Origin of the sequence: Anoxybacillus sp. CHMUD (genome assembly GCF_013096965.1) — a bacterium.
Lineage (GTDB): Bacteria > Bacillota > Bacilli > Bacillales > Anoxybacillaceae > Anoxybacillus > Anoxybacillus kestanbolensis_A.
This window is the reverse complement of record NZ_SDLG01000001.1, coordinates 36,133-57,088: the sequence shown is the minus strand read 5'-3', so window position 1 is coordinate 57,088 and position 20,956 is coordinate 36,133. Positions and strand designations below refer to the sequence as shown.

Genomic DNA, 20,956 nt, shown 5'->3' with positions numbered 1-20,956 from the left:
CGATGCATAAAGTCGTCGTTTTTCAACTATGTAATGAGCAATACGCCATTCCGGTTGAACATGTTGTTTCCATCGAAAAAATGAGCCATCCGACGCTCATCCCGAGCATGCCTTCGTATATGCTTGGCGTTGTGCGCATTCGCGGTGAACTTGTTCCCGTGCTTGATACGTCGCAAATTTTATATCGCCGTCCGTATGCAGAAACAGAAAAAACGCGGCTTGTCGTCGTACATACGGGCGATTTACATGTCGCGTTCATCGTAGACGATGCAAAAGAGATTATTGATATTCCACCACATATGATGAAGCAAGTGAATATGCTTGCTTATCAACAGACGCCATATTTCATCGGGATTGCCAACTTGCCTGATCGGCTCATTACTGTTATCGATCCGACGATATTGTTTGACAATTTAGAAGGAGCAAGCTCAATTAAAGAACATATGAGGAATGAGAAACAGAACACTTGAACGAGAAAAGAAGATTATGGTATGTTCTTTGTTGAACAAACAAAAATAGAAAGGAACGTTTACTATGGCGAAACAACAAATTGGTGTGATCGGTTTAGCGGTCATGGGAAAAAACTTGGCGCTTAATATTGAGAGCCGCGGATATTCGGTAGCCGTATATAACCGTTCGCGTGAAAAAACAGACGAGTTTTTACAAGAAGCGGAAGGAAAAAACATCGTCGGTACATATAGCATCGAACAGTTTGTTAACGCACTTGAAAAACCGCGCAAAATTTTATTAATGGTAAAAGCAGGAGCGGCAACAGACGCAACGATTGAACAATTAAAGCCGTATTTAGAAAAAGGCGATATCGTCATCGATGGCGGCAATACGTATTTTAAAGATACACAACGTCGCAATAAAGAACTTGCGGAACTCGGCATTCATTTTATCGGGACAGGCGTTTCCGGCGGAGAAGAAGGGGCGCTGAAAGGTCCTTCCATCATGCCGGGCGGACAAAAAGAAGCACACGAACTCGTTCGTCCGATTTTTGAAGCGATCGCGGCAAAAGTCGATGGAGAGCCGTGCACGACGTACATCGGTCCAGACGGTGCGGGCCATTACGTAAAAATGGTGCATAACGGCATCGAATACGGCGATATGCAATTAATTGCCGAAGCGTACTTTTTATTAAAACATGTGCTCGGCTTAAACGCACAAGAGCTTCATGAAGTGTTTGCCGAGTGGAATAAAGGGGAATTAGACAGCTATTTAATCGAAATTACGGCAGATATTTTCACGAAAATTGATGAAGAAACAGGAAAGCCGCTTGTCGATGTCATTTTAGACAAAGCAGGGCAAAAAGGAACAGGGAAATGGACGAGCCAAAACGCGCTCGATTTAGGCGTTCCGCTTCCGATTATTACGGAATCGGTATTTGCTCGCTTCATTTCGGCGATGAAAGAAGAGCGCGTCAAAGCAAGCAAGCTATTAGCTGGTCCTGCCGTGAAACCGTATGAAGGAGATCGTGCGCACTTTATTGAAGCGGTACGCCGCGCGCTTTACATGAGCAAAATTTGCTCGTACGCCCAAGGCTTTGCGCAAATGAAGGCCGCATCTGAAGAGTACAACTGGAATTTACAATACGGTAATATCGCGATGATTTTCCGCGGCGGCTGCATTATTCGTGCACAATTTTTACAAAAAATTAAGGAAGCGTACGACCGTGATCCAGCGTTGCCAAACTTATTGCTTGACCCATACTTTAAAGACATCGTCGAAAACTATCAACAATCGCTCCGTGAAATCGTCGCAACAGCAGCGATGCGCGGCATCCCGGTTCCGGCATTTGCCAGCGCTTTAGCATACTACGACAGCTACCGGATGGAAACATTGCCAGCGAACCTTATCCAGGCACAGCGCGACTACTTCGGTGCGCACACATACGAGCGTATCGACAAAGAAGGCGTTTTCCATACGGAATGGTTGAAATAAACGAACCCCCTAGGGCAAATGGCTCTAGGGGGTTCGTTTATTGTTCAAACAATAATACACGCGCTGGGGCGGCGTCGGTGCCGACGAGTTTAAGCGGAGCGGCAACCATCCAATATTCGCCTGCTGGAACGTCTTTTAGCCGAAGTCCTTCGATCACGATAATACCGTGACCGAACAACGTTTTATGCGTTGGGTGTCCCGCTTGGTTGCGTTCGACACCGAGGGCATCAATGCCGACGCCGCGAATGCGTTTTTCTGCTAAATATGCCGCTGCATCTTCAGCAACGTAAATAAATTCAAAGTTAAAAGCGTCGTCGAACGAGTTTTTCGTTTTGAATAAGAGAAAATCGTTTTCTTGAATATCAAAATGAATGAGATCTTCTTTTGTAATGCGATCATGGACGTTTGTGACGTCTAATACTTTGCAGTAGCCGACGAGTTTTTCAAGCGGGATCGTTTCGAACGTTTCACCGTCTTTTACCATATGAAGCGGTGCGTCAATATGCGTACCTGTATGCACATCCATATCAATACGCGATTCGGTGACGTAATCGTTCGTGACGGTTGTTAGTTTCGGTTGTTTTTCCGGTTTATTTTTATACACAGGCATCCCTTCAAAAATTGGAGCGGTGACATCGTACATTTTCATGTTTCGTTCCTCCTTATATTGTTCCATTTAATGGCCACCAGTGGAAGCCGTCTTTTTGCAATAGTTCATCCGCTTTTTTCGGCCCCATCGATCCAGCTTCATAGTTCGGGAAGTCCACCGCTTTCGTATTTGCCCATACTTCAGAAATTGGGTCGACAAAGCTCCAAGAAGCAGCGACTTCGTCCCAGTGTGTAAAGTTTGTCGCATCGCCGCGCATGCAGTCGTATAACAATTTCTCATACGCTTCCGGCGTATTAATGCCGTCGATGCAGTTGTTGCAGTAATCGAGCTTAATTGGTGTCGTTTTCATGCTTTCGCCGCTTTTTTTCGCATTTAAATGAAGGGTGATGCCTTCATCAGGTTGAATATGAATAACAAGTAAATTTGGATGAACGTGCTCGCTTGTGCGATAATATAAATTCATCGGCACATCTTTAAATTGCACAACAATTTTTGTTGATTTTTCTGTCATTCGTTTTCCTGTTCGTATGTAAAACGGCACACCTGCCCAGCGGAAGTTGTCGATCATTAGTTTCCCTGCAACAAATGTTTCCGTATTGGAGTTTGGATCGACACTATGTTCTTCACGATACCCGACGACTTGTTGTCCGCGCACGATACCACGCCCGTATTGTCCACGCACGAAATATGTTTCTACGTCATCGTGCGTCATCGGACGAAGCGCACGAAGCACTTTTACTTTTTCGCTACGAATATCGTCTGTCGTTAACTTAATTGGCGGTTCCATCGCCAAAAGGGCAACCATTTGCAACATATGGTTTTGTACCATATCGCGAAGCGCGCCGGAATGGTCGTAGTAACGACCGCGATCTTCCACTCCAAGCGTTTCGCTTGATGTAATTTGAATATTAGCAATAAAGCGGTTGTTCCAAAGCGGCTCGAAAATGGCGTTCGCAAAGCGAATGACTTCGATGTTTTGCACCATTTCTTTGCCGAGATAATGGTCAATTCGGAAAATTTGCTCCTCCGAAAACGATTGGCGAATTTCTTCATTTAATCTTTGTGCACTTTGTAAATCGTGACCGAACGGTTTTTCAATGACTAATCGCGTCCATCCGTTTGTGGCCGTCACCCCCTCGGATTTCAAGTGCAATGTAATCGTTCCGAAAAACTCAGGCGCCATCGCCAAGTAAAAAATGCGGTTGCCTGGAATATGAAATTGTTCTTCCACATGAGTTAATAATTCATTCAATTGTTCATATGATTGCGTATTTGTTGCATCTAATGAATGATAGTAAAAATGAGAAATAAATTTGTCATCGATCAGTTCTTGTTTCGTTGCTTCCTCAATCGTTTCTCTTACATAGGAACGAAATGACTCGTCAGTATGTGGACGGCGGGCAACACCAACAACCGCAAACTGTTCAGCAAGCTTTCCTTTTTGATAAAGTTTATAAATAGATGGGAATAGTTTACGTTTTGCTAAGTCGCCAGTCGCACCAAAGATGACGATTGTCGCTTTTGGTTGTACGTCGTTCACGGACCATATACCTCACTTTTATTCATTTTTTGAAAGGTTCATGATAATGTAATTTTAGAGGTTTATTGTGGTAAACGCAAATGTTTTATCTAAATGAAAAAAAAGAGAGGAGATTGTTGTGTGGAATTATTGTTTTTAGGGACGGGTTCTGGTGTCCCATCAAAAGGTAGAAACGTATCAGCCATTGCCCTTCAGTTGTTAGAAGAAAGAGGAGCGACGTGGCTATTTGATTGTGGAGAAGCAACACAGCATCAAATTTTACATACGTCTATCCGTCCAAGGCGCATTGAGCGCATTTTTATTACGCACTTACACGGCGATCATATTTTTGGTTTGCCGGGGTTGCTTGGAAGTCGCTCATTTCAAGGTGGAGAGACTCCTCTTTTTGTTTACGGTCCGGCTGGTATTCGTTCGTTTATCGAAACATCACTAACGGTAAGCGGTACGCGACTGAAATATGAGTTGTATATTGAAGAGTTTACAGAAGGAGTCATATTTGAAGATGAGCAGTTTATTGTTACAGCGAAATTGCTTGATCATGGTTTACCTTCATACGGTTTCCGAATTGTTGAAAAAGATTTACCGGGTACGTTGCTCGTTGACGAGTTGCGTGCCCTCGGGGTGAAGCCAGGTCCCATTTATCAACAAATTAAACGCGGAGAGCTTGTTACGTTAGACGATGGAACGGTGATTGATGGACGCAAATTTGTTGCCCCGCCAAAAAAAGGACGTATGATTGCGATTATGGGAGATACGCGTTATTGTGAGGCAAGTGTGGAACTTGCCGAAGGAGTGGACGTGCTCGTACATGAAGCAACGTTTAGTGCAAACGAAGCCCATTTAGCGCGAGATTACTATCATTCCACAACGGTGCAGGCGGCTGAGGTGGCGAAGCGGGCTGGGGCGAAGCAGCTTATTTTGACACATATTAGCTCGCGTTATCAAGGAAATATGTGTGATCAGCTCGTTGAAGAAGCGAAAACGATTTTTCCGAATGTCACGCTTGCCTCTGATTTTTCATCATTTCCGATTATAAGAAAAGGGAATGATGAGAGATGATCGAAGTAAAAGGAAGCGTCATCGACAAACAGACGAGATGCGTACATTACCATAGTGAACGTGATGTCATTGCGATTAAGTTTTATTGTTGTCAAACGTATTTCCCGTGCGTGTACTGTCATGAAGAACATGGTTGTGGCAAGCATGCGGTATGGCCGAAAGAGCGTTTTTATGAAAAAGCGGTTTTATGTGGTGTTTGTCAAACGGAGCTGACGATTGAACAATATATGACAAGCAATTACCATTGCCCACATTGCAACGCGGCGTTTAATCCGGGATGTCAACTCCACGCACATTATTATTTTGAAGTATAAAAAGGATGTCCACGATGTGACATCCTTTTTCGTGTTTTACCATCCTCTTACATATGGTTTCGGTGCTTCAAGCTGAATGCCAAGTTCGTTTGCGGCTGTTTTTGGCCAATATGGGTTGCGAAGAAGTTCGCGCCCGATGAAAATCAAATCGGCGCGGCCGTTGCGCAAAATTTCTTCCGCTTGCCGTCCGGAAGTAATAAGTCCAACAGCACCAGTTGCGACATTTGCTTCACGGCGAATCGTTTCGGCAAACGGCACTTGATAACCTGGATACGCATCAATTTTTGCTGGAACGACGGCGCCAGAGCTGACGTCAATGAGGTCAACGCCTTGTGCTTTCATACGTTTGGCATATTCGACGTAGTCGTTCACCGTTAAACCGTCTGGGTGATAGTCAGAAGCAGAAATACGAACAAACAACGGTCCGCTCCATACTTCTTTTACCGCTTCAATCACTTCACTTAAAAAGCGGTAGCGATTTTCCCCGTATTCATCTGTTCGTTTGTTTGTAAGAGGCGATAAAAACTCGTTAATGAGATAGCCGTGAGCAGCATGAATTTCAATGACATCAAATCCTGCTTCCTTGGCGCGACGTGCACCTTGTTGAAACGCATGAATCGTTTCTTCAATGTCCGCTTTTGTCATCTCTTTTGGCGTGCGCATCGTTTCATCAAATGGAAGTGGTGATGGCGCGATGATTTCTCCGGCAACCATCGCTTTTCGTCCGGCATGGGCAAGTTGGATGCCGATTTTGGCGCCTTGTTCGTGAACAAGTGAGGTAAGTGTACGTAATCCGTCAATATGGTCATCATTCCAAATGCCTAAATCGCGAGCTGAAATTCTTCCTTGTGGTGTCACGGCTGTCGCTTCGACAATAATAAGCCCGACTTGCCCGACAGCACGAGATGCATAATGAATGAGATGCCAATTGTGCACCGTTCCGTCTTCGCGATCGCACGCATACATACACATCGGCGACATAACAATGCGGTTTTTAAAGGTAACATCTCGAATCGTATATGGTGAAAATAACATGGCTAATCCCTCCCACAGTATGTTTCATAACAAATGATACCATGGGTATTTGGAAAAGAAAAACAACTTGCACTATTGAACGGAGGAAAGCAGCGCCTCACCGAGTTCTTTTGAACGTTCAGTCGCTCGTTTAATGCAGGCAATCATCGCTTCTTGATAGCGATAACGTTCAAGTACGCCAATGCCTGCTTCTGTTGTTCCGCCTGGACTTGTCACTTCTTTGCGTAAGATGGAAGGATGCTTATTTGTTGCTTTTAACATATGGGCCGCGCCGATAATCGTTTGTAAAATAAGCTCTTTGGCAATATCACGCTCAAGCCCAATTTCATCCGCTGCTTTTTCCATCGCTTCAACTAAATAGTAAACGTACGCTGGTCCGCTGCCGGATAATCCTGTCACTGCGTGTAAATGCTGCTCATCAACAATCGTAACGATCCCGACTGTTTCAAATAGCTCTTTTGCCATGTGTAAATGTTCAGCTGTTGCATAGGTACCTTTTGCTAGCGCTGTGGCGGATTGCCCGATCGCCGCTGATGTGTTTGGCATGGCGCGAATGACAGGCATTTGTTTTCCAATGAGCGATGCAATTGTATCGGTCGTTACTCCCGCAAGCAATGAAATAATAAGTTGCTGTTCGTTAAATGCATGTTTGATCGACGTCAAGCTATCCGCAACGTCTTTTGGCTTCATCGCTAAAATCACGATATGAGCTTCTTTCACTGCTTTTGCTTTATCTGTGTCGATTCGTACCCCGTATGTTTGTTGCATATATGTCAGTCGTTCCATTCGAGAGCGATTCGTTACGATCATTTGCTCTGGCTTATATAACGTTTGTGTCACCCCAGAAATAAGTGCTTCTGCCATCGATCCTGCACCGAGAAACGTGATTGTCATACTTTCTCCTCCTCGTCTCCAAAATAAAAAAGACCTTTCGTCCGATAAAGGACGGAAAGGTCTTTATTTCCGCGGTACCACCTTTGTTGGCACAATGTGCCCACCTCTTATGCCGGTATCGTCGGCAAGACGGTTAGGTTTGCCTAACAGCTCATAGGGTAGGTTCCATGATAAAGAGGGTAATGAAACCTTTCAGCCAATGGGTTTCACTCTCTTTTACCGTTTATCATGTACTGGCCCTAGTCATCGCTTCGTACATATATGATTTGTTTGCAATTATGCATGAAAAACAAGCGTGTTGTCAATAGGTTTCACGGTTTTATTTTCTGAATTTTTTTAATAAATAAATAAAAATAAATGACAAACAGAGAAAATAAGTGTAAACTGATAAACAGACGAAACGGAAAATTATGATGATATAATGAAGGAGTCAGAAAAATGGAACAGTTACATCGCATTGTCGTTCCCACGCCATTTGCTGTTGGGGATGTGAACATGTATATTATCGAAGGGGATCGTTTAACGCTCATCGATGCGGGTGTAAAAACGGAAGAAGCATGGCATGTGTTCGTTCGTGAATTGCGCGAACTCGGCTATAAACCGGAACATATTGAACAAGTGATCATTACACATCACCATCCGGATCATGTTGGATTACTTGATTATTTACCTTCGACCATTCCCGTCATCGGTCATCGGAAAGCCGCCCCTTGGATTGCAAAAGATGCTGCCTTTTTTGCATGGCATCAACAATATTTTGAGCAGTTTTTAATGGAATGTGGAATTGGTGAAGAAGGAATAGCGAAACTTGGAAACTTCCGACGCTCCCTTCGTTTTTCGTGCGAGCGCTCGCTCACACAAGAAGTGAAAGAAGGGGATGTGATCGAAGGATGGATGGTTATCGAAACGCCAGGTCATGCGCAAAGTCATATTGTATTATATCGTGAATCGGACGGTCTGATGATCGGAGGAGATCATTTGTTAGCGACCATTTCATCGAATCCGTTGTTAGAGCCGCCTGCGATCGGTGAACAAGAGCGCCCAAAACCACTTTTGCAATATAACGATTCATTGAAAAAGTTGTTGAATTATGACATTACAACAATTGTTACAGGACACGGGGAAAATGTGACAGATGTTGCACCACTTGTCGAAAAGAGGTTAGAAAAACAAAAAGAGCGTGCCGAACACGTATGGAAATTGTTGAGTGAAAAACCGATGACAGCATTTGACGTATGCCGTGCGCTTTTCCCAACCGTATATGAACGGGAATTTTTATTGACGATGTCTGAAGCGATTGGTCAACTTGATTATTTAGAAGCGATCGGAGCGGTGAAAAAACAAAAAGATGGTCAAATATATATGTACGAAGTGGTGAGATCATGAAGTTAGCAGGGAAATACGTCGTCATTACAGGAGCATCGAGCGGTATTGGCGAACAAATCGCATACGAAGTAGCGAAGCGCGGGGGAATACCGATATTGCTCGCTCGCTCAAAAGAAAAGTTGGCGCAAATTGCGCAACATATTGAACAAACGTACAACATCCCCTGCGTATATGAATCGCTAGATGTTAGTAATCAAGAAGAAGTAGATGCTGTATTTGATCGATTACTTGCGTCCGTCGATATCGATATTCTCGTCAATAATGCGGGGTTCGGTGTGTTTCGGTATGTCGAGCATATCGATCTCTCAGAAGCGAAGCAAATGTTTGATGTCAATGTGCTCGGATTGATCGCGTGTACAAAAAAAGTGTACACACATATGATGAAGAAGCGGTCCGGCCACATTATTAATATCGCATCGCAAGCAGGAAAAATCGCAACGCCAAAATCGAGCGTATATGCCGCAACAAAACATGCTGTCCTTGGATTTACAAATAGCTTGCGAATGGAAGCGTCCATGTATGGCATTTTTGTCACTGCTGTGAACCCAGGACCGATCAAAACAAACTTTTTTACTGTCGCTGATACGTCCGGAGAATATGTGAAAAACGTGAAACGATGGATGCTTCGTCCGGAATTTGTCGCCAAGCGCGTCGTTGATGTGATGCTTACCCCTACGCGCGAAGTGAATTTGCCGTTTTGGATGCATATAGGAAGTCGCGTGTATCAATTATTTCCATCGGTCGTCGAAAAAATGGGAAAACGGGCATTTTTAAAAAAGTAAGCGAGGTGTAAATGGTGAAAATTACGATCACGGAACGAGCGATCGAACAACTTCGTCGTGTTCGTGGAAACAAGCACGTCAAGCTTACATATGATACAGATGATTGTGGTTGTGCTGTCAATGGAGTGCCTATGTTACTGCTTGTCGAGCAATTAGACGAACATGATGTAGCGATTGAAACAAACGATATGCCGATTTGGATGGAAAAACATCGGCTCATTTTCTTTGATGAACAAATGACGATTGATGTTGTCGATGGGGCAGGATGTTTTCAATTAAAAAGCCCCAATCAAATATTGAATCCGCGCATGTCGCTGATGGAGCGCTAACAAAGTAAAAAGCCCGGAATAAAAGCCGGGCTTATTCGTTTTTTGGTGCGCGAACGACGGATTGAAATTTTCCTTTATGAGATGCATCACAAAATGGCATATTTTGTGAGAGCCCGCAACGACAGAGAGAAAATGTTTCTTTTGTTTCAAACTTGTTTCCTTCCATATCAATTAATTCAACATCTCCGGTCACACGAAATGAACCGTTATCCATCACTTTAATTTGCACTTTCGCCATATATTCCACCTCCTTGTATACCTTATATCGTATATACTATCTATTTTATATTAGAAATGCAAGGACGTGCATATTTGTCAGAACAGTGACAAGATAAATGGATGTGATTTTTTGTGATCAATGTCACATGATATAAATATTCCTTCTTGTACAATGAGAAGTAGTGAGCGAATCGGAGGGATGAAATATGCGTGATTTTCAACAAAATCCGTTTATTGTTATATGGGAGTTAACACGGGCATGTCAGCTCAATTGTCTTCATTGTCGGGCCGAAGCACAGTATCACCGTGATCCGCGTGAATTAACGTTTGAAGAAGGGAAGCGATTAATTGATGATATTTATGAAATGGATCAGCCTCTTCTCGTGTTTACAGGTGGAGATCCGCTTATGCGTCCAGATGTGTACGATATTGCTAAATATGCGATTGATAAAGGACTTCGTGTATCGATGACCCCAAGTGCAACACCAAACGTGACAAAAGAAGCGATCCGAAAAGCAAAAGAAGTAGGCCTTGCTCGTTGGGCGTTTAGTTTAGATGGACCAAACGCTCAAATTCACGATCACTTTCGTGGAACATCTGGCTCGTTCGACTTAACAATGAAAGCGATTCAATATTTACACGAACTCGACATTCCCATTCAAATAAATACAGTCATCTCTCGTTATAACGTTCATGTGCTTGACGAGATGGTGCAACTTGTTGAAGAGCTCGGCTGCGTGCTTTGGAGTGTATTTTTTCTCGTACCGACGGGCAGGGGAAAAAAGACAGATATGATTTCGCCTGTTGAGCATGAAAAAGTGTTTCGTTGGCTTTACGAAACGAGCAAACGTGTACCGTTTGATATAAAAACAACAGCAGGACAACATTATCGTCGCGTTGTTTTACAACAAAAAATGCGAGAACGTCAAATTCACGGTGACATTCGTTATGAAGATGTGCTAATGAAAGGATTAACTGGACAAGTAGACGGACTAGGGCGTGCCCCAAAAGGAGTAAACGATGGAAACGGTTTTGTATTTATTTCGCATATTGGTGACGTATATCCAAGTGGACTATTGCCTGTAAAAGCAGGGAATGTACGTGAACAACCGTTATCCCATATTTATCGCCATTCTCCAATTTTCAAACAGTTAAGAAATCCAGACGGATATAAAGGAAAATGTGGCATATGTGAATTTCGTTACGTTTGTGGTGGATCGCGTTCAAGAGCATATGCGGTTACAGGCGACTACTTAGCAAGCGAACCGTACTGCGTCTACATCCCAAAAGCATGGCGTCAAAAAGAAAGGGTCGGCGAATAGCCGCCTTTTTTCTATTCATCCATACAGGCGATAAGTTCCTTATTTGTGTAAATTGGGAACTTGTCTTTTTTCTACAAACATTTTATTCATATGAAAGAACGTATGAAAGTTTTGTGAACATAACAAAAATTGTGAACAATATAACAGTACTGATCGATAAATTTTTTTACGATAAAATTGTCAAACGATAAAGCGAGGGGGGGAATAAAGATGGAACGATTAAAACAATTTCTTCGAGTTGGTCATTTACCGACACTTCTTTCGTCTTTTTTGTACTTTGATATTAGTTTTATGATCTGGGTGATTCTTGGGGCAACAGGAACGTTTATTGTGGAAGATTTAAGATTGACCCCTGCACAAAAAGGAATGATGGTAGGAATCCCTGTATTAGGAGGAGCGTTGCTTCGTATTCCAATGGGACTATTAGCAGACCGATTCGGTGGTAAGAAAATGGGAATGATCGGAATGGTTTTGACATCCGTGCCTCTTTTATGGGGTTGGTTGTTTGCTGATACATTGACACAAATTTATGCGCTTGGATTGTTATTAGGAGTAGCAGGAGCTAGTTTTGCCGTCGCTCTTCCTTTAGCAAGCCGTTGGTATCCGAAAGAACATCAAGGTTTGGCGATGGGAATTGCAGGTGCGGGAAATAGCGGAACGGTTTTAGCAATGTTGTTTGGTCCTCGTATCGCAGAAGAGTATGGTTGGAATAGTGTATTTGGATTAGCGCTCGTTCCTCTCTTTGTTGCTTTTATTGTATTTATCATCTTCGCAAAAGAATGCCCGACTGCGGTAAAACCAGCAAAAATATCGGAATATATGCGCGTGATGAAAATGAAGGAAACGTGGTTGTTTAGCTTTTTTTATAGCTTATCTTTTGGTGGATTTGTCGGAATGACGAGCTATTTAACACTATTCTTTTTCGATCAATACGGAGTAGATAAAGTGACGGCAGGAGATTTTGTGACGCTTGTCGTATTTGCGGGAAGCTTTGTTCGGCCAATTGGTGGCTATTTAGCTGATAAATATGGTGGAATGAAATTGCTCGTTTGGCTGTTTACAGGCGCTACTGTTACATTGGTGATTGTCGGTATGCTTCCGTCTGTTTATGTTGCATTAGCTCTTTTGTTTACCACACTTATTTTTTTCGGTACAGCGAATGGGGCACTATTTCAAGTCATTCCAAATGTATTCCCGAAAGAAGTCGGATTATTGACAGGTTTTGTCGGTGCAGCAGGTGGATTAGGAGGGTTCTTTTTACCTAATATTTTAGGTTTATTTAAACAATGGACGAATTCATATTCGTATGGCTTTTGGTGGGTAGCAGCAACTATGTTTGTTGCAATGCTTATTATGAGACGATTGCGAAAAACGATCGCTTAAATATTATTTTTTAACATTGTATGAACGTTTCTGAATATGTGATGCACATCACATTCTTATTTATGTGGTTTCTTTATGATGAAAGTACAACAATCATTTTTATAAATCATACTTCAAAAAGGAGAGATAACGTTATGAGTCAACCATTGAAAACGGCTTCAGAAAACGGTGAACGGACAAGTCGAATTGGTTCTTATTGGAACCCAGAAGACCCAGTATTTTGGGAAAAAGAAGGAAAAAAACATGCTCGTCGAAATCTGTGGATCTCTGTTCCAACGTTAATGTTGGCATTTATCGTTTGGCAAATTTGGTCTATTACTGCAGCACGTTTGAATGACATTGGATTCCAGTTGACGCAAAGTCAATTATTTACGTTAGCCGCTGTTCCGGGGTTAGTAGGTGCAACATTTCGTTTTGTTTACACGTTTGCTGTTGGGAAATTTGGCGGAAGAAACTGGACTGTTTTTTCGACAGGAATACTACTTGTTCCCGCAATCGGTGTAGGATTAGCCGTACAAAATCCCAATACACCGTATTGGCTCATGTTGCTGTTAGCGGCATTCTGTGGACTTGGTGGTGCAAATTTTTCCTCAGCATTAGCGAATATTAGCTTTTTCTTCCCGAAAAAAGAAAAAGGGACAGCACTTGGTATCAACGGCGGTCTTGGAAACATGGGAGTGTCTGTCGTTCAATTTGTGACACCCCTAATCGTAACTATTGGTGTATTTGGAGCGATCGGTGGTGAACCACAAGTACTCGCAGACGGCTCAAAAGTTTGGTTACAAAACGCTGCATTTATTTGGGTCATTCCGATTGTGTTTTTTACGATTTTAGCATATTTCGGTATGGATAACTTACCAAACGCAAAGCAATCTGTATCGGAGCAGTTTGTCATCGTCAAACGAAAACATACGTGGGTAATGACATGGCTATATACAGCGACATTCGGTTCGTTTATCGGGTATGCAGCGGCCTTTCCACTTTTATTAAAATCACAATTCCCAGAACACGTATCACTTGCCTTTTTAGGAGCATTTTTAGCGGCGGCATTCCGTCCGGTTGGGGGATGGTTATCTGATAAATTGGGTGGAGCACGTGTAACAAACTATGTCTTAATTATCATGGGTCTTGGTGCTGCAGCAGTCATGTATTTTACAACGGAAAAACACTTTATCGGATTTATCGTATCTTTCTTGATCTTATTTATTGCTGCAGGGATGGGATCTGGATCGACATTCCAAATGATTCCAATCATCTTCCCGCCAAAAGAAGCGGCACCTGTTCTCGGTTTTACAGCCGCATTTGCAGCGTATGGTTCATTCTTTATTCCGAATTTATTCGGTTGGGCAGCTCAAAATACTGGCACACCAATTACAGCATTTTACTTCTTTATCGCATTTTATGTTGTATCAATTGCATTAAACTGGTATTATTATGCTAGAAAAAATGCGGAAGTGAAATGTTAGAAGAATAAAAGGGGATATCTGTAATAGATATTCCCTTTTGATATATGGAGGGACTAAAGTGAGAAAAATGTGTTTTTTTATTATGATTTTGTTATTAGTGGCATGTAATCCTCACGCCGCCCAACCAAATGCGACACCATCCATTAAAGTTGCGGCAGCTGCAGATTTAACCCATGCATTTAAAGAAGTTGGGGAGCAGTTTAAAAAAGAAATGGGAATAGACGTTACATTTATTTTCGGTTCGAGTGGTCAGCTAGCAGAACAAATTAAGCAAGGGGCTCCATTTGACATGTTTGCTTCAGCGAATGTAGCGTATGTCGATGAACTTATTCGTGACCGTGTTGCTCTTGAACAAACAAAAAACATATACGCCTTTGGGCGCATTGGGCTTGCCGTAAAAGAAGGAGTAGCTGTAACGTCATTACAAGATTTACTGAAACAAGAGGTAAAAAAAGTGGCAATCGCTAATCCAGATCATGCACCATATGGATTAGCAGCAAAACAAGCGTTAATAAAATCTGATATTTGGGAGCAAGTAAAACCGAAGCTTGTTTATGGCAAAAATATTGCTGATACACTTGCTTATGTGGAATCGGGCAACGTTGAAGTGGCGATCGTGGCACTTGCACTAATGAAGGATCATCATCTTCCATTCTACCTTATTGATGAACATATGCACGAACCGATTCGCCAAGCTGTCGTCGTCGTAAAAACGACGAAACATGAAAAAGAAGCGCGCGAATTTCTCACATTTTTAAAAGGACCAATCGGTACAAGCATCATGAAAAAGTATGGTTTTATCATTCCTGAGGAGGAATAATCGTGCAGGCAATGAATCTTTTTCCGCTCTTTTTATCATTAAAAGTAGCAACAATTGCAACAAGTTGTGCACTAGTTGTCGGACTGCCCATTTCCTATTATTTGAGCCGCTCTAACCATAAAATAAGTGATATACTTGATTCATTGTTTACGTTGCCGATTGTATTGCCCCCGACAGTTCTTGGCTATTATTTACTTGTGCTACTCGGGCGATCTAGCCCAATCGGTCGTTTTTTAGAAGATACGTTTGGGATAATGATTGTGTTTACGCCAACGGGAGCGGTTGTTGCTGCATTTGTTGTCGCTTTGCCGTTTTTCGTGAAAACGGCACGTGCAGCATTTGCGAGCATTGATGAGCAATTGCTAAATGCTGCAAGAGTGCTCGGTCGATCTGAATGGGATATTTTTTTCGCCGTTGTCATCCCGCTTTCTTGGCGTAGCATTGCATCTGCAACTACACTTGTCTTTGCACGTGCGCTCGGCGATTTTGGAACGACGTTAATGGTTGCAGGAAGCATTCCAAATGAAACGATGACGATGCCTATTGCCATTTACGATGCGTTGCTTGCGGGGGATAAAAAAATGGCGAATATACTCGTCCTTATCATGACCGTTGTATCTATTGCTTTGTTGTACACAATGAAACGATTAGAAAAACGAATGATTCGAGGAGAAAACGATGCTGTACGTCGCCATTAAGAAAACATTTCCACACTTTCAGTTAGACGCTCATTTTACAATTCAAAACGGAATTGTCGGGATTTTAGGTGCATCGGGATGTGGAAAAAGTTTAACATTGCAAAGCATTGCAGGATTACAGCAGCCGGATGAAGGAATTATTCAATTGTACGATCGGTTATTTTTTCATTCAGACAAACGGCTCCACGTTCCTGCCCGTTACCGAAACGTAGGCTATATGTCTCAACATTATGCCCTTTTTCCCCATTTGACCGTTTACGAGAATATTGCGTTTGGCTTAAAAAAATGGCCAAGAAAGCAAGTGCAACATACGGTTATGAACATGATTGAAAATATCGGATTAAAAGGGTATGAGAATCATTACCCCCACCAATTATCCGGAGGACAGCAACAACGAGTGGCACTTGCACGAACGCTTGTTACAAAACCGAGTATATTATTGCTTGATGAGCCGTTCTCAGCGTTAGATCACCATACAAAACGAGCGATGGAACAACAATTTTTTTCTTATTTACAACAACATTTTTCAGGAATCGTTCTTTTTGTGACACATCATTTAGAAGAAGCCTATCGGTTATGTGACGAACTTATTTTATATGACCGTGGTCGCGTCATACAACAAGGAAAAAAAGAACGTGTATTTCATGAACCAGAAAATGTACAAGCAGCAAAAATTGTTGGATGTAAAAATATATTTCCTTGTACGTTTGTTGAAAAGGGAGACGAGGTGATTGGTTATGTCAACGGTGCACAATTAATCGTCCCTGCACATAGAAAAAAGAGCGGGGCGACATATGTTGGTATTCATTCGCACCATATTCGCTTTGTTGATGATGCGATATGCAACGCATTTCCTTTTCGTATCATTCGTGTTGCTTCACATGTATATACGTATGATGTGACGATACAAACAGATCATTTTATATTGCAAGCTAGTGTGAGTGAAGAAGAGTGGCGACATATGCATAATAAAAAAGTGTATTTGCCACCAGAGCATTTGTTTTTTTTGAGAGAAGGAGGTTGACTCCAAAAGTCCGTTTTTTAGCGTACTTTTGGAGTTAGCCTCTTTTCTTTCCCTCGGCTCTTCTCAACAAGTTGAAGCTATAGGTATGCATAGGGAAAATAGATGGTACGAAAATAGGAATGTTCTTGTATGTTGAGGGTGCTAAACCATCGGAGGAAAATTCCCATGTATGCTTAGTTTATCGAAGAACTCATTGGTATGCAGATATTTTGATCTAAAAAGTACAAAAAGAAGAATGTTTGATTTTTGAAATTTCTCTGCTCGAATAATACCTGTTGCACAATCAAATTGACCCTCGGAGCGCAGACATCACACGACATGGCACTTATCCAGCAATATCCCCTCGAAGTGTGACAACGGATGATTTTCAACAATGGATCGTGCAATATTGCATCGGAACATCCATTCAGTCAGTAGCTTGAATCTCAAGCTTCCTTATAGAACAAACTACATGGGAAATTTTTCTCATTTTGATGAAGTGTTAGGGATACGGAAATATCCAACGTTTTGCATTGTGGCTTCGGCTAAAAACAGCTAACATACCTTGATGACCAGATACAAGTACATCTTTTTTGATGAACATATTTTATAAAAAACGGGACTGTTACAAAACACATTAACGTCCTGAGACAGTTTTTTAGGCGAATTTTATGTCATGTTTTATTACATTATCGATGTTTATTTTTTATTTATGTAATAAAATGTGACGTGATGATATATGGAAAGGGGAAGGTGTATGGGGAAAGTATATCTGGTTGGTGCTGGACCGGGTGATCCGGGGTTAATTACGTTAAAAGGGATTCGTTGTATTCGTGAAGCAGATGTGATTTTGTATGATCGGCTCGTCAGTCCACAACTTTTGGTGGAAGCAAAAAGAGAGGCTGAGATTATCTATTGCGGAAAAGGTCCCGATTGTCATTTCATGAATCAGAATGAGATAAACAGTTTGCTTACTCGATATGCCCGTGAAGGAAAAATTGTTACGAGATTGAAAGGTGGGGATCCGTTTGTCTATGGAAGAGGAGGTGAGGAAGCAGAAGTGTTAGCCAAGAACCATATAGCATTCGAGATTGTTCCTGGTGTTACGTCAGGGGTGGGTGCTTGTGCTTACGCTGGCATTCCTTTAACGCATCGTTATATTAGTTCTACAGTAGTTTTTGTAACAGGACATTATTGCGATGAGAAAAAGATAAGGTGGGACAATATTGCTAGTATAGAGACGGTTATTATTTATATGGGTATTAATCAGGCTGTGTATATTGAACAACAAATGATATCAAATGGTCGCTCGCCAAATACACCAATTTGCATTATACAAGAAGGGACAACGAGTCGACAACGAGTGCTTACAGGGGAATTGAAAGATTTATCTCTAATTATTGAAAAACATCGTGTTAAAAGTCCAGGGTTGATCGTCATCGGAGAAGTCGTTCGTATGAGATCTATCATTTCCTGGTTTATGTAAAAAAGTATGTTATTTTTTATTACAAAACATGTGACATTATATAACCAACTAGTATAATGTTAAATAAAAAAGGAGAAGGATAGAATGAATAAAAAAAACAGAAAAATCGGAACATTAACATTGATTGTTTTAATATGTAAATTTTGGTTTAGGTAAAAACTTATTTGTACTTCATTGATAAACAAAATATGAATTCAAAACTTATACTGAATGGAGGTTGAAGATAAATGAGAAAAAGAAAGCTTGTATTGATCGGCAACGGGATGGCTGGAGTGCGTTGTGTTGAGGAAATTTTAAAGATTGATGGTGATGCATTTGATATTACGATCTTTGGAAGTGAGCCTTATCCAAACTACAATCGTATTTTATTATCAACTGTGTTGCAAGGAGACATGTCAATCGATAGCATTACGATGAACGATTGGGAATGGTATCGAAAAAATAACATCCGACTTTTCGTTGGTGAAACGGTTATAAACATCGACACAGAGAAGCGGTTTGTACGGACAGACAAAGGGCGAACTGTTCAATATGACAAATTAATCATCGCCACAGGCTCTAAGCCTTTCATTCTTCCGATACCAGGAGCGAATAAAAAAGGGGTCACCGCGTTTCGCGATATTAAAGACTGCGAAATGATGATGGAATATGCAAAAACGTATAAAAAAGCCGCAGTGATTGGCGGTGGATTGTTAGGTTTAGAGGCTGCGAGAGGTCTTTTAAATTTAGGGATGGAAGTTGATGTCATTCATATTTTTGACTATTTAATGGAACGCCAATTAGACCCAACTGCGTCGAAACTGTTGCAGCGTGAATTAGAAAAACAAGGAATGAATTTCCTGCTTAAAAAGGAAACAGCAGAGATTTTTGGAGATGGCCGCGTCGAAGGGGTTCGCTTTAAAGACGGAACAGAAATTGCAACGGATTTAGTCGTCATGGCCGTAGGGATTCGTCCGAACGTTGATTTAGCGCGGGAAAGCGGAATCGCGGTAAACAGAGGGATTGTCGTGAATGATTACTTAGAAACGAGCGTTCCTCATATTTATGCGGTCGGTGAATGTGCGGAACATCGGGGAATTGTGTATGGTCTTGTAGCGCCGCTTTACGAACAAGGGAAAGTATTAGCCGAAGCGGTTTGCGGTATTAAGGGACGTCCATACGAAGGTTCGGTTGTTTCTACGCAATTAAAAGTTTCTGGCGTCGATTTGTTTTCTGCCGGAGAATTTATGGATGGGGAAGGAACGGCATCGATTAAAGTATATGACGAATTCCGTGGAATTTATAAAAAAGTTGTCATTCGTGACGGAAAAATCGTTGGTGCGGTTTTGTTTGGCGACACAAGCGAAGGGCGGAAACTACTGGATATGATTAATAAAAATGAAAATATTTCTAACTCGTTCCAATTATCGTTTTTCCAATCAACTGCGAATTCATCCAATAAAAGCATGGTGGCTGCAATGGCAGATACGGATGTCGTTTGTGGTTGTAACGGGGTAACGAAAGGAACGATTTGTAAGGCAATTGCGGAGCATGGGTTAAAAACTGTTGAAGAAGTGCGTGATTGTACGAACGCTTCACGTTCCTGCGGAGGATGCAAAGGGTTAGTAGCGGAGTTATTAGAGTATACACTTGGTGAGGAATTTGATAAATATGCGATGAAAGAAACGATTTGTGGATGTACAACATTAAGTCGTGAAGAAGTGATTGATGAAATTAAAGCGAAAAATTTGAAGTATGTGAAAGAAGTGATGAACGTCCTTGGTTGGAAAAATGAAGAAGGTTGTTCGAAATGCCGCCCGGCGTTGAACTATTATTTAAGCATGTTGTATCCAAGTGAATACGTCGATGAAGCGGAGTCACGTTTTGTGAATGAACGGCTTCACGCGAATATTCAAGCAGATGGAACGTATTCGGTTGTTCCGAGAATGTATGGAGGGGTCACAACGGCGGAGCAATTGCGGAAAATTGCTGATGTCGCTGAAAAGTACAACGTGCCAATGATTAAGTTAACAGGTGGACAACGCATTGATTTATTAGGAGTGAAAAAAGAAGACTTGCCACGCATTTGGGCCGAATTAGACATGCCATCTGGATATGCATACGCAAAAGCGCTGCGCACAGTCAAAACGTGTGTTGGTAAGCAATTTTGCCGTTTCGGTACACAAGACTCTACAAAACTGGGGATTGATATGGAAAAGAAATTTGAACGGTTGAATACGCCGCATAAAGTAAAAATGGCTGTTTCTGCTTGTCCGCGCAACTGTGCAGAATCAGGAATTAAAGACGTCGGCATCGTCGGTGTCGATGGCGGCTGGGAAATTTACGTCGGCGGAAATGGCGGTACGCATTTGCGCGCGGGAGATTTGCTATGCACTGTAAGGACGGAAGAAGAAGTGATTGAAATGACAGGGGCGTTTCTCCAATATTACCGTGAGTCTGCTAACTATTTAGAACGCACATCCAAATGGGTTGAGAGAGTCGGGCTTGAGCATATTCGTGAAGTGATTTTTGATCAGGAAACTCGCCGGCAATTGCTGGATCGTTTGGAGGAAGCGCTAGCAGCCACGAAAGATCCATGGAAAGAGATAGTTGAAAATAAAGAGATGCAAGAAAAGCTGTTCACAAGTCTACAAGTCAAAGTGCCAGTGAATCGGTAGGAGGAGAGT

Annotated in this window: 20 protein-coding genes; 15 read left to right on the top strand and 5 right to left on the bottom strand. The window is 42.0% G+C overall.

What is annotated here, in order from left to right:
* Positions 1–2: 2 nt before the first annotated feature.
* Positions 3–470 (top strand): chemotaxis protein CheW, encoded by a 468-nt coding sequence (locus ETB99_RS00310; protein WP_077428713.1) that lies wholly within the window; start codon positions 3–5, stop codon positions 468–470.
* A 64-nt stretch (positions 471–534) separates the two neighbouring features.
* Positions 535–1,944 (top strand): NADP-dependent phosphogluconate dehydrogenase, encoded by a 1,410-nt coding sequence (gndA, locus tag ETB99_RS00305; RefSeq protein ID WP_129000504.1) that lies wholly within the window; start codon positions 535–537, stop codon positions 1,942–1,944.
* 37 nt (positions 1,945–1,981) lie between these two features.
* Here the strand turns inward: gndA and ETB99_RS00300 are convergent, their stop codons facing one another.
* Positions 1,982–2,593 carry a cyclase family protein gene (locus ETB99_RS00300; RefSeq protein ID WP_171699648.1) on the bottom strand — a complete coding sequence of 204 codons (612 nt, stop codon included), beginning with the start codon at positions 2,591–2,593 and terminating at the stop codon, positions 1,982–1,984.
* 13 nt (positions 2,594–2,606) lie between these two features.
* Positions 2,607–4,094: a glucose-6-phosphate dehydrogenase gene (zwf, locus tag ETB99_RS00295; protein WP_171699647.1), complete on the bottom strand. Its 1,488-nt coding sequence runs from the start codon at positions 4,092–4,094 to the stop codon at positions 2,607–2,609.
* Between the two features lie 120 nt (positions 4,095–4,214).
* Here zwf and rnz point away from each other — a divergent pair, with 120 nt between their 5' ends.
* Entirely contained in the window at positions 4,215–5,153 is a 939-nt protein-coding gene (gene rnz, locus ETB99_RS00290; RefSeq protein WP_171699646.1) for a ribonuclease Z, read from the top strand.
* Entirely contained in the window at positions 5,150–5,467 is a 318-nt protein-coding gene (locus ETB99_RS00285; protein ID WP_077428708.1) for a CHY zinc finger protein, read from the top strand. Before rnz ends, ETB99_RS00285 begins: the two co-directional genes overlap by 4 nt.
* A gap of 36 nt (positions 5,468–5,503) precedes the next feature.
* Here the strand turns inward: ETB99_RS00285 and namA are convergent, their stop codons facing one another.
* Together namA and proI are read right to left on the bottom strand one after the other, a co-directional pair.
* Complete coding sequence (namA, locus tag ETB99_RS00280; protein WP_171699645.1) at positions 5,504–6,502, bottom strand: NADPH dehydrogenase NamA; 999 nt, start codon at positions 6,500–6,502, stop codon at positions 5,504–5,506.
* Positions 6,503–6,574: 72 nt separating this feature from the next.
* Entirely contained in the window at positions 6,575–7,396 is an 822-nt protein-coding gene (gene proI / locus ETB99_RS00275) for a pyrroline-5-carboxylate reductase ProI (RefSeq protein WP_077428706.1), read from the bottom strand.
* A 438-nt stretch (positions 7,397–7,834) separates the two neighbouring features.
* On the opposite strand from proI, the gene ETB99_RS00270 reads away from it, so the two are divergent.
* Genes ETB99_RS00270 through ETB99_RS00260 form a run of 3 tightly spaced genes read left to right on the top strand, consistent with a single transcriptional unit; the run spans position 7,835 to position 9,893 of the window.
* Complete coding sequence (locus ETB99_RS00270) at positions 7,835–8,782, top strand: MBL fold metallo-hydrolase (protein ID WP_077428705.1); 948 nt, start codon at positions 7,835–7,837, stop codon at positions 8,780–8,782.
* Positions 8,779–9,564 carry an SDR family NAD(P)-dependent oxidoreductase gene (locus tag ETB99_RS00265; RefSeq protein WP_171699644.1) on the top strand — a complete coding sequence of 262 codons (786 nt, stop codon included), beginning with the start codon at positions 8,779–8,781 and terminating at the stop codon, positions 9,562–9,564. Before ETB99_RS00270 ends, ETB99_RS00265 begins: the two co-directional genes overlap by 4 nt.
* 11 nt (positions 9,565–9,575) lie before the next feature.
* Positions 9,576–9,893, top strand: a complete 318-nt coding sequence (locus ETB99_RS00260) for an iron-sulfur cluster biosynthesis family protein (protein ID WP_077428703.1) — start codon at positions 9,576–9,578, stop codon at positions 9,891–9,893.
* A 31-nt stretch (positions 9,894–9,924) separates the two neighbouring features.
* On the opposite strand, the gene ETB99_RS00255 is transcribed toward ETB99_RS00260, so the two are convergent.
* Complete coding sequence (locus ETB99_RS00255; RefSeq protein WP_077428702.1) at positions 9,925–10,131, bottom strand: CDGSH iron-sulfur domain-containing protein; 207 nt, start codon at positions 10,129–10,131, stop codon at positions 9,925–9,927.
* Positions 10,132–10,318: 187 nt separating this feature from the next.
* Here ETB99_RS00255 and ETB99_RS00250 point away from each other — a divergent pair, with 187 nt between their 5' ends.
* The 8 genes from ETB99_RS00250 (at position 10,319) to nirB (ending at position 20,947) form a co-directional block, all read left to right on the top strand.
* Entirely contained in the window at positions 10,319–11,434 is a 1,116-nt protein-coding gene (locus ETB99_RS00250) for a TIGR04053 family radical SAM/SPASM domain-containing protein (RefSeq protein ID WP_171699643.1), read from the top strand.
* A 210-nt stretch (positions 11,435–11,644) separates the two neighbouring features.
* Positions 11,645–12,817, top strand: coding sequence for a nitrate/nitrite transporter (locus tag ETB99_RS00245; RefSeq protein WP_077428700.1), 1,173 nt, complete (start codon positions 11,645–11,647; stop codon positions 12,815–12,817).
* 134 nt (positions 12,818–12,951) lie between these two features.
* Positions 12,952–14,283: a NarK family nitrate/nitrite MFS transporter gene (locus ETB99_RS00240; RefSeq protein ID WP_253263513.1), complete on the top strand. Its 1,332-nt coding sequence runs from the start codon at positions 12,952–12,954 to the stop codon at positions 14,281–14,283.
* A 67-nt stretch (positions 14,284–14,350) separates the two neighbouring features.
* Positions 14,351–15,103: a molybdate ABC transporter substrate-binding protein gene (gene modA, locus ETB99_RS00235; protein WP_216366011.1), complete on the top strand. Its 753-nt coding sequence runs from the start codon at positions 14,351–14,353 to the stop codon at positions 15,101–15,103.
* A 2-nt stretch (positions 15,104–15,105) separates the two neighbouring features.
* On the top strand, positions 15,106–15,801 hold the full coding sequence (modB, locus tag ETB99_RS00230; protein ID WP_003394288.1) for a molybdate ABC transporter permease subunit: 696 nt from the start codon (positions 15,106–15,108) through the stop codon (positions 15,799–15,801).
* Complete coding sequence (locus ETB99_RS00225; RefSeq protein ID WP_171699641.1) at positions 15,782–16,825, top strand: sulfate/molybdate ABC transporter ATP-binding protein; 1,044 nt, start codon at positions 15,782–15,784, stop codon at positions 16,823–16,825. Before modB ends, ETB99_RS00225 begins: the two co-directional genes overlap by 20 nt.
* Positions 16,826–17,561: 736 nt before the next feature.
* Positions 17,562–18,290, top strand: a complete 729-nt coding sequence (gene cobA, locus ETB99_RS00220; protein WP_171699640.1) for a uroporphyrinogen-III C-methyltransferase — start codon at positions 17,562–17,564, stop codon at positions 18,288–18,290.
* A gap of 227 nt (positions 18,291–18,517) precedes the next feature.
* Positions 18,518–20,947, top strand: coding sequence for a nitrite reductase large subunit NirB (nirB, locus tag ETB99_RS00215; RefSeq protein WP_171699639.1), 2,430 nt, complete (start codon positions 18,518–18,520; stop codon positions 20,945–20,947).
* The last annotated feature ends 9 nt before the right edge of the window (positions 20,948–20,956 follow it).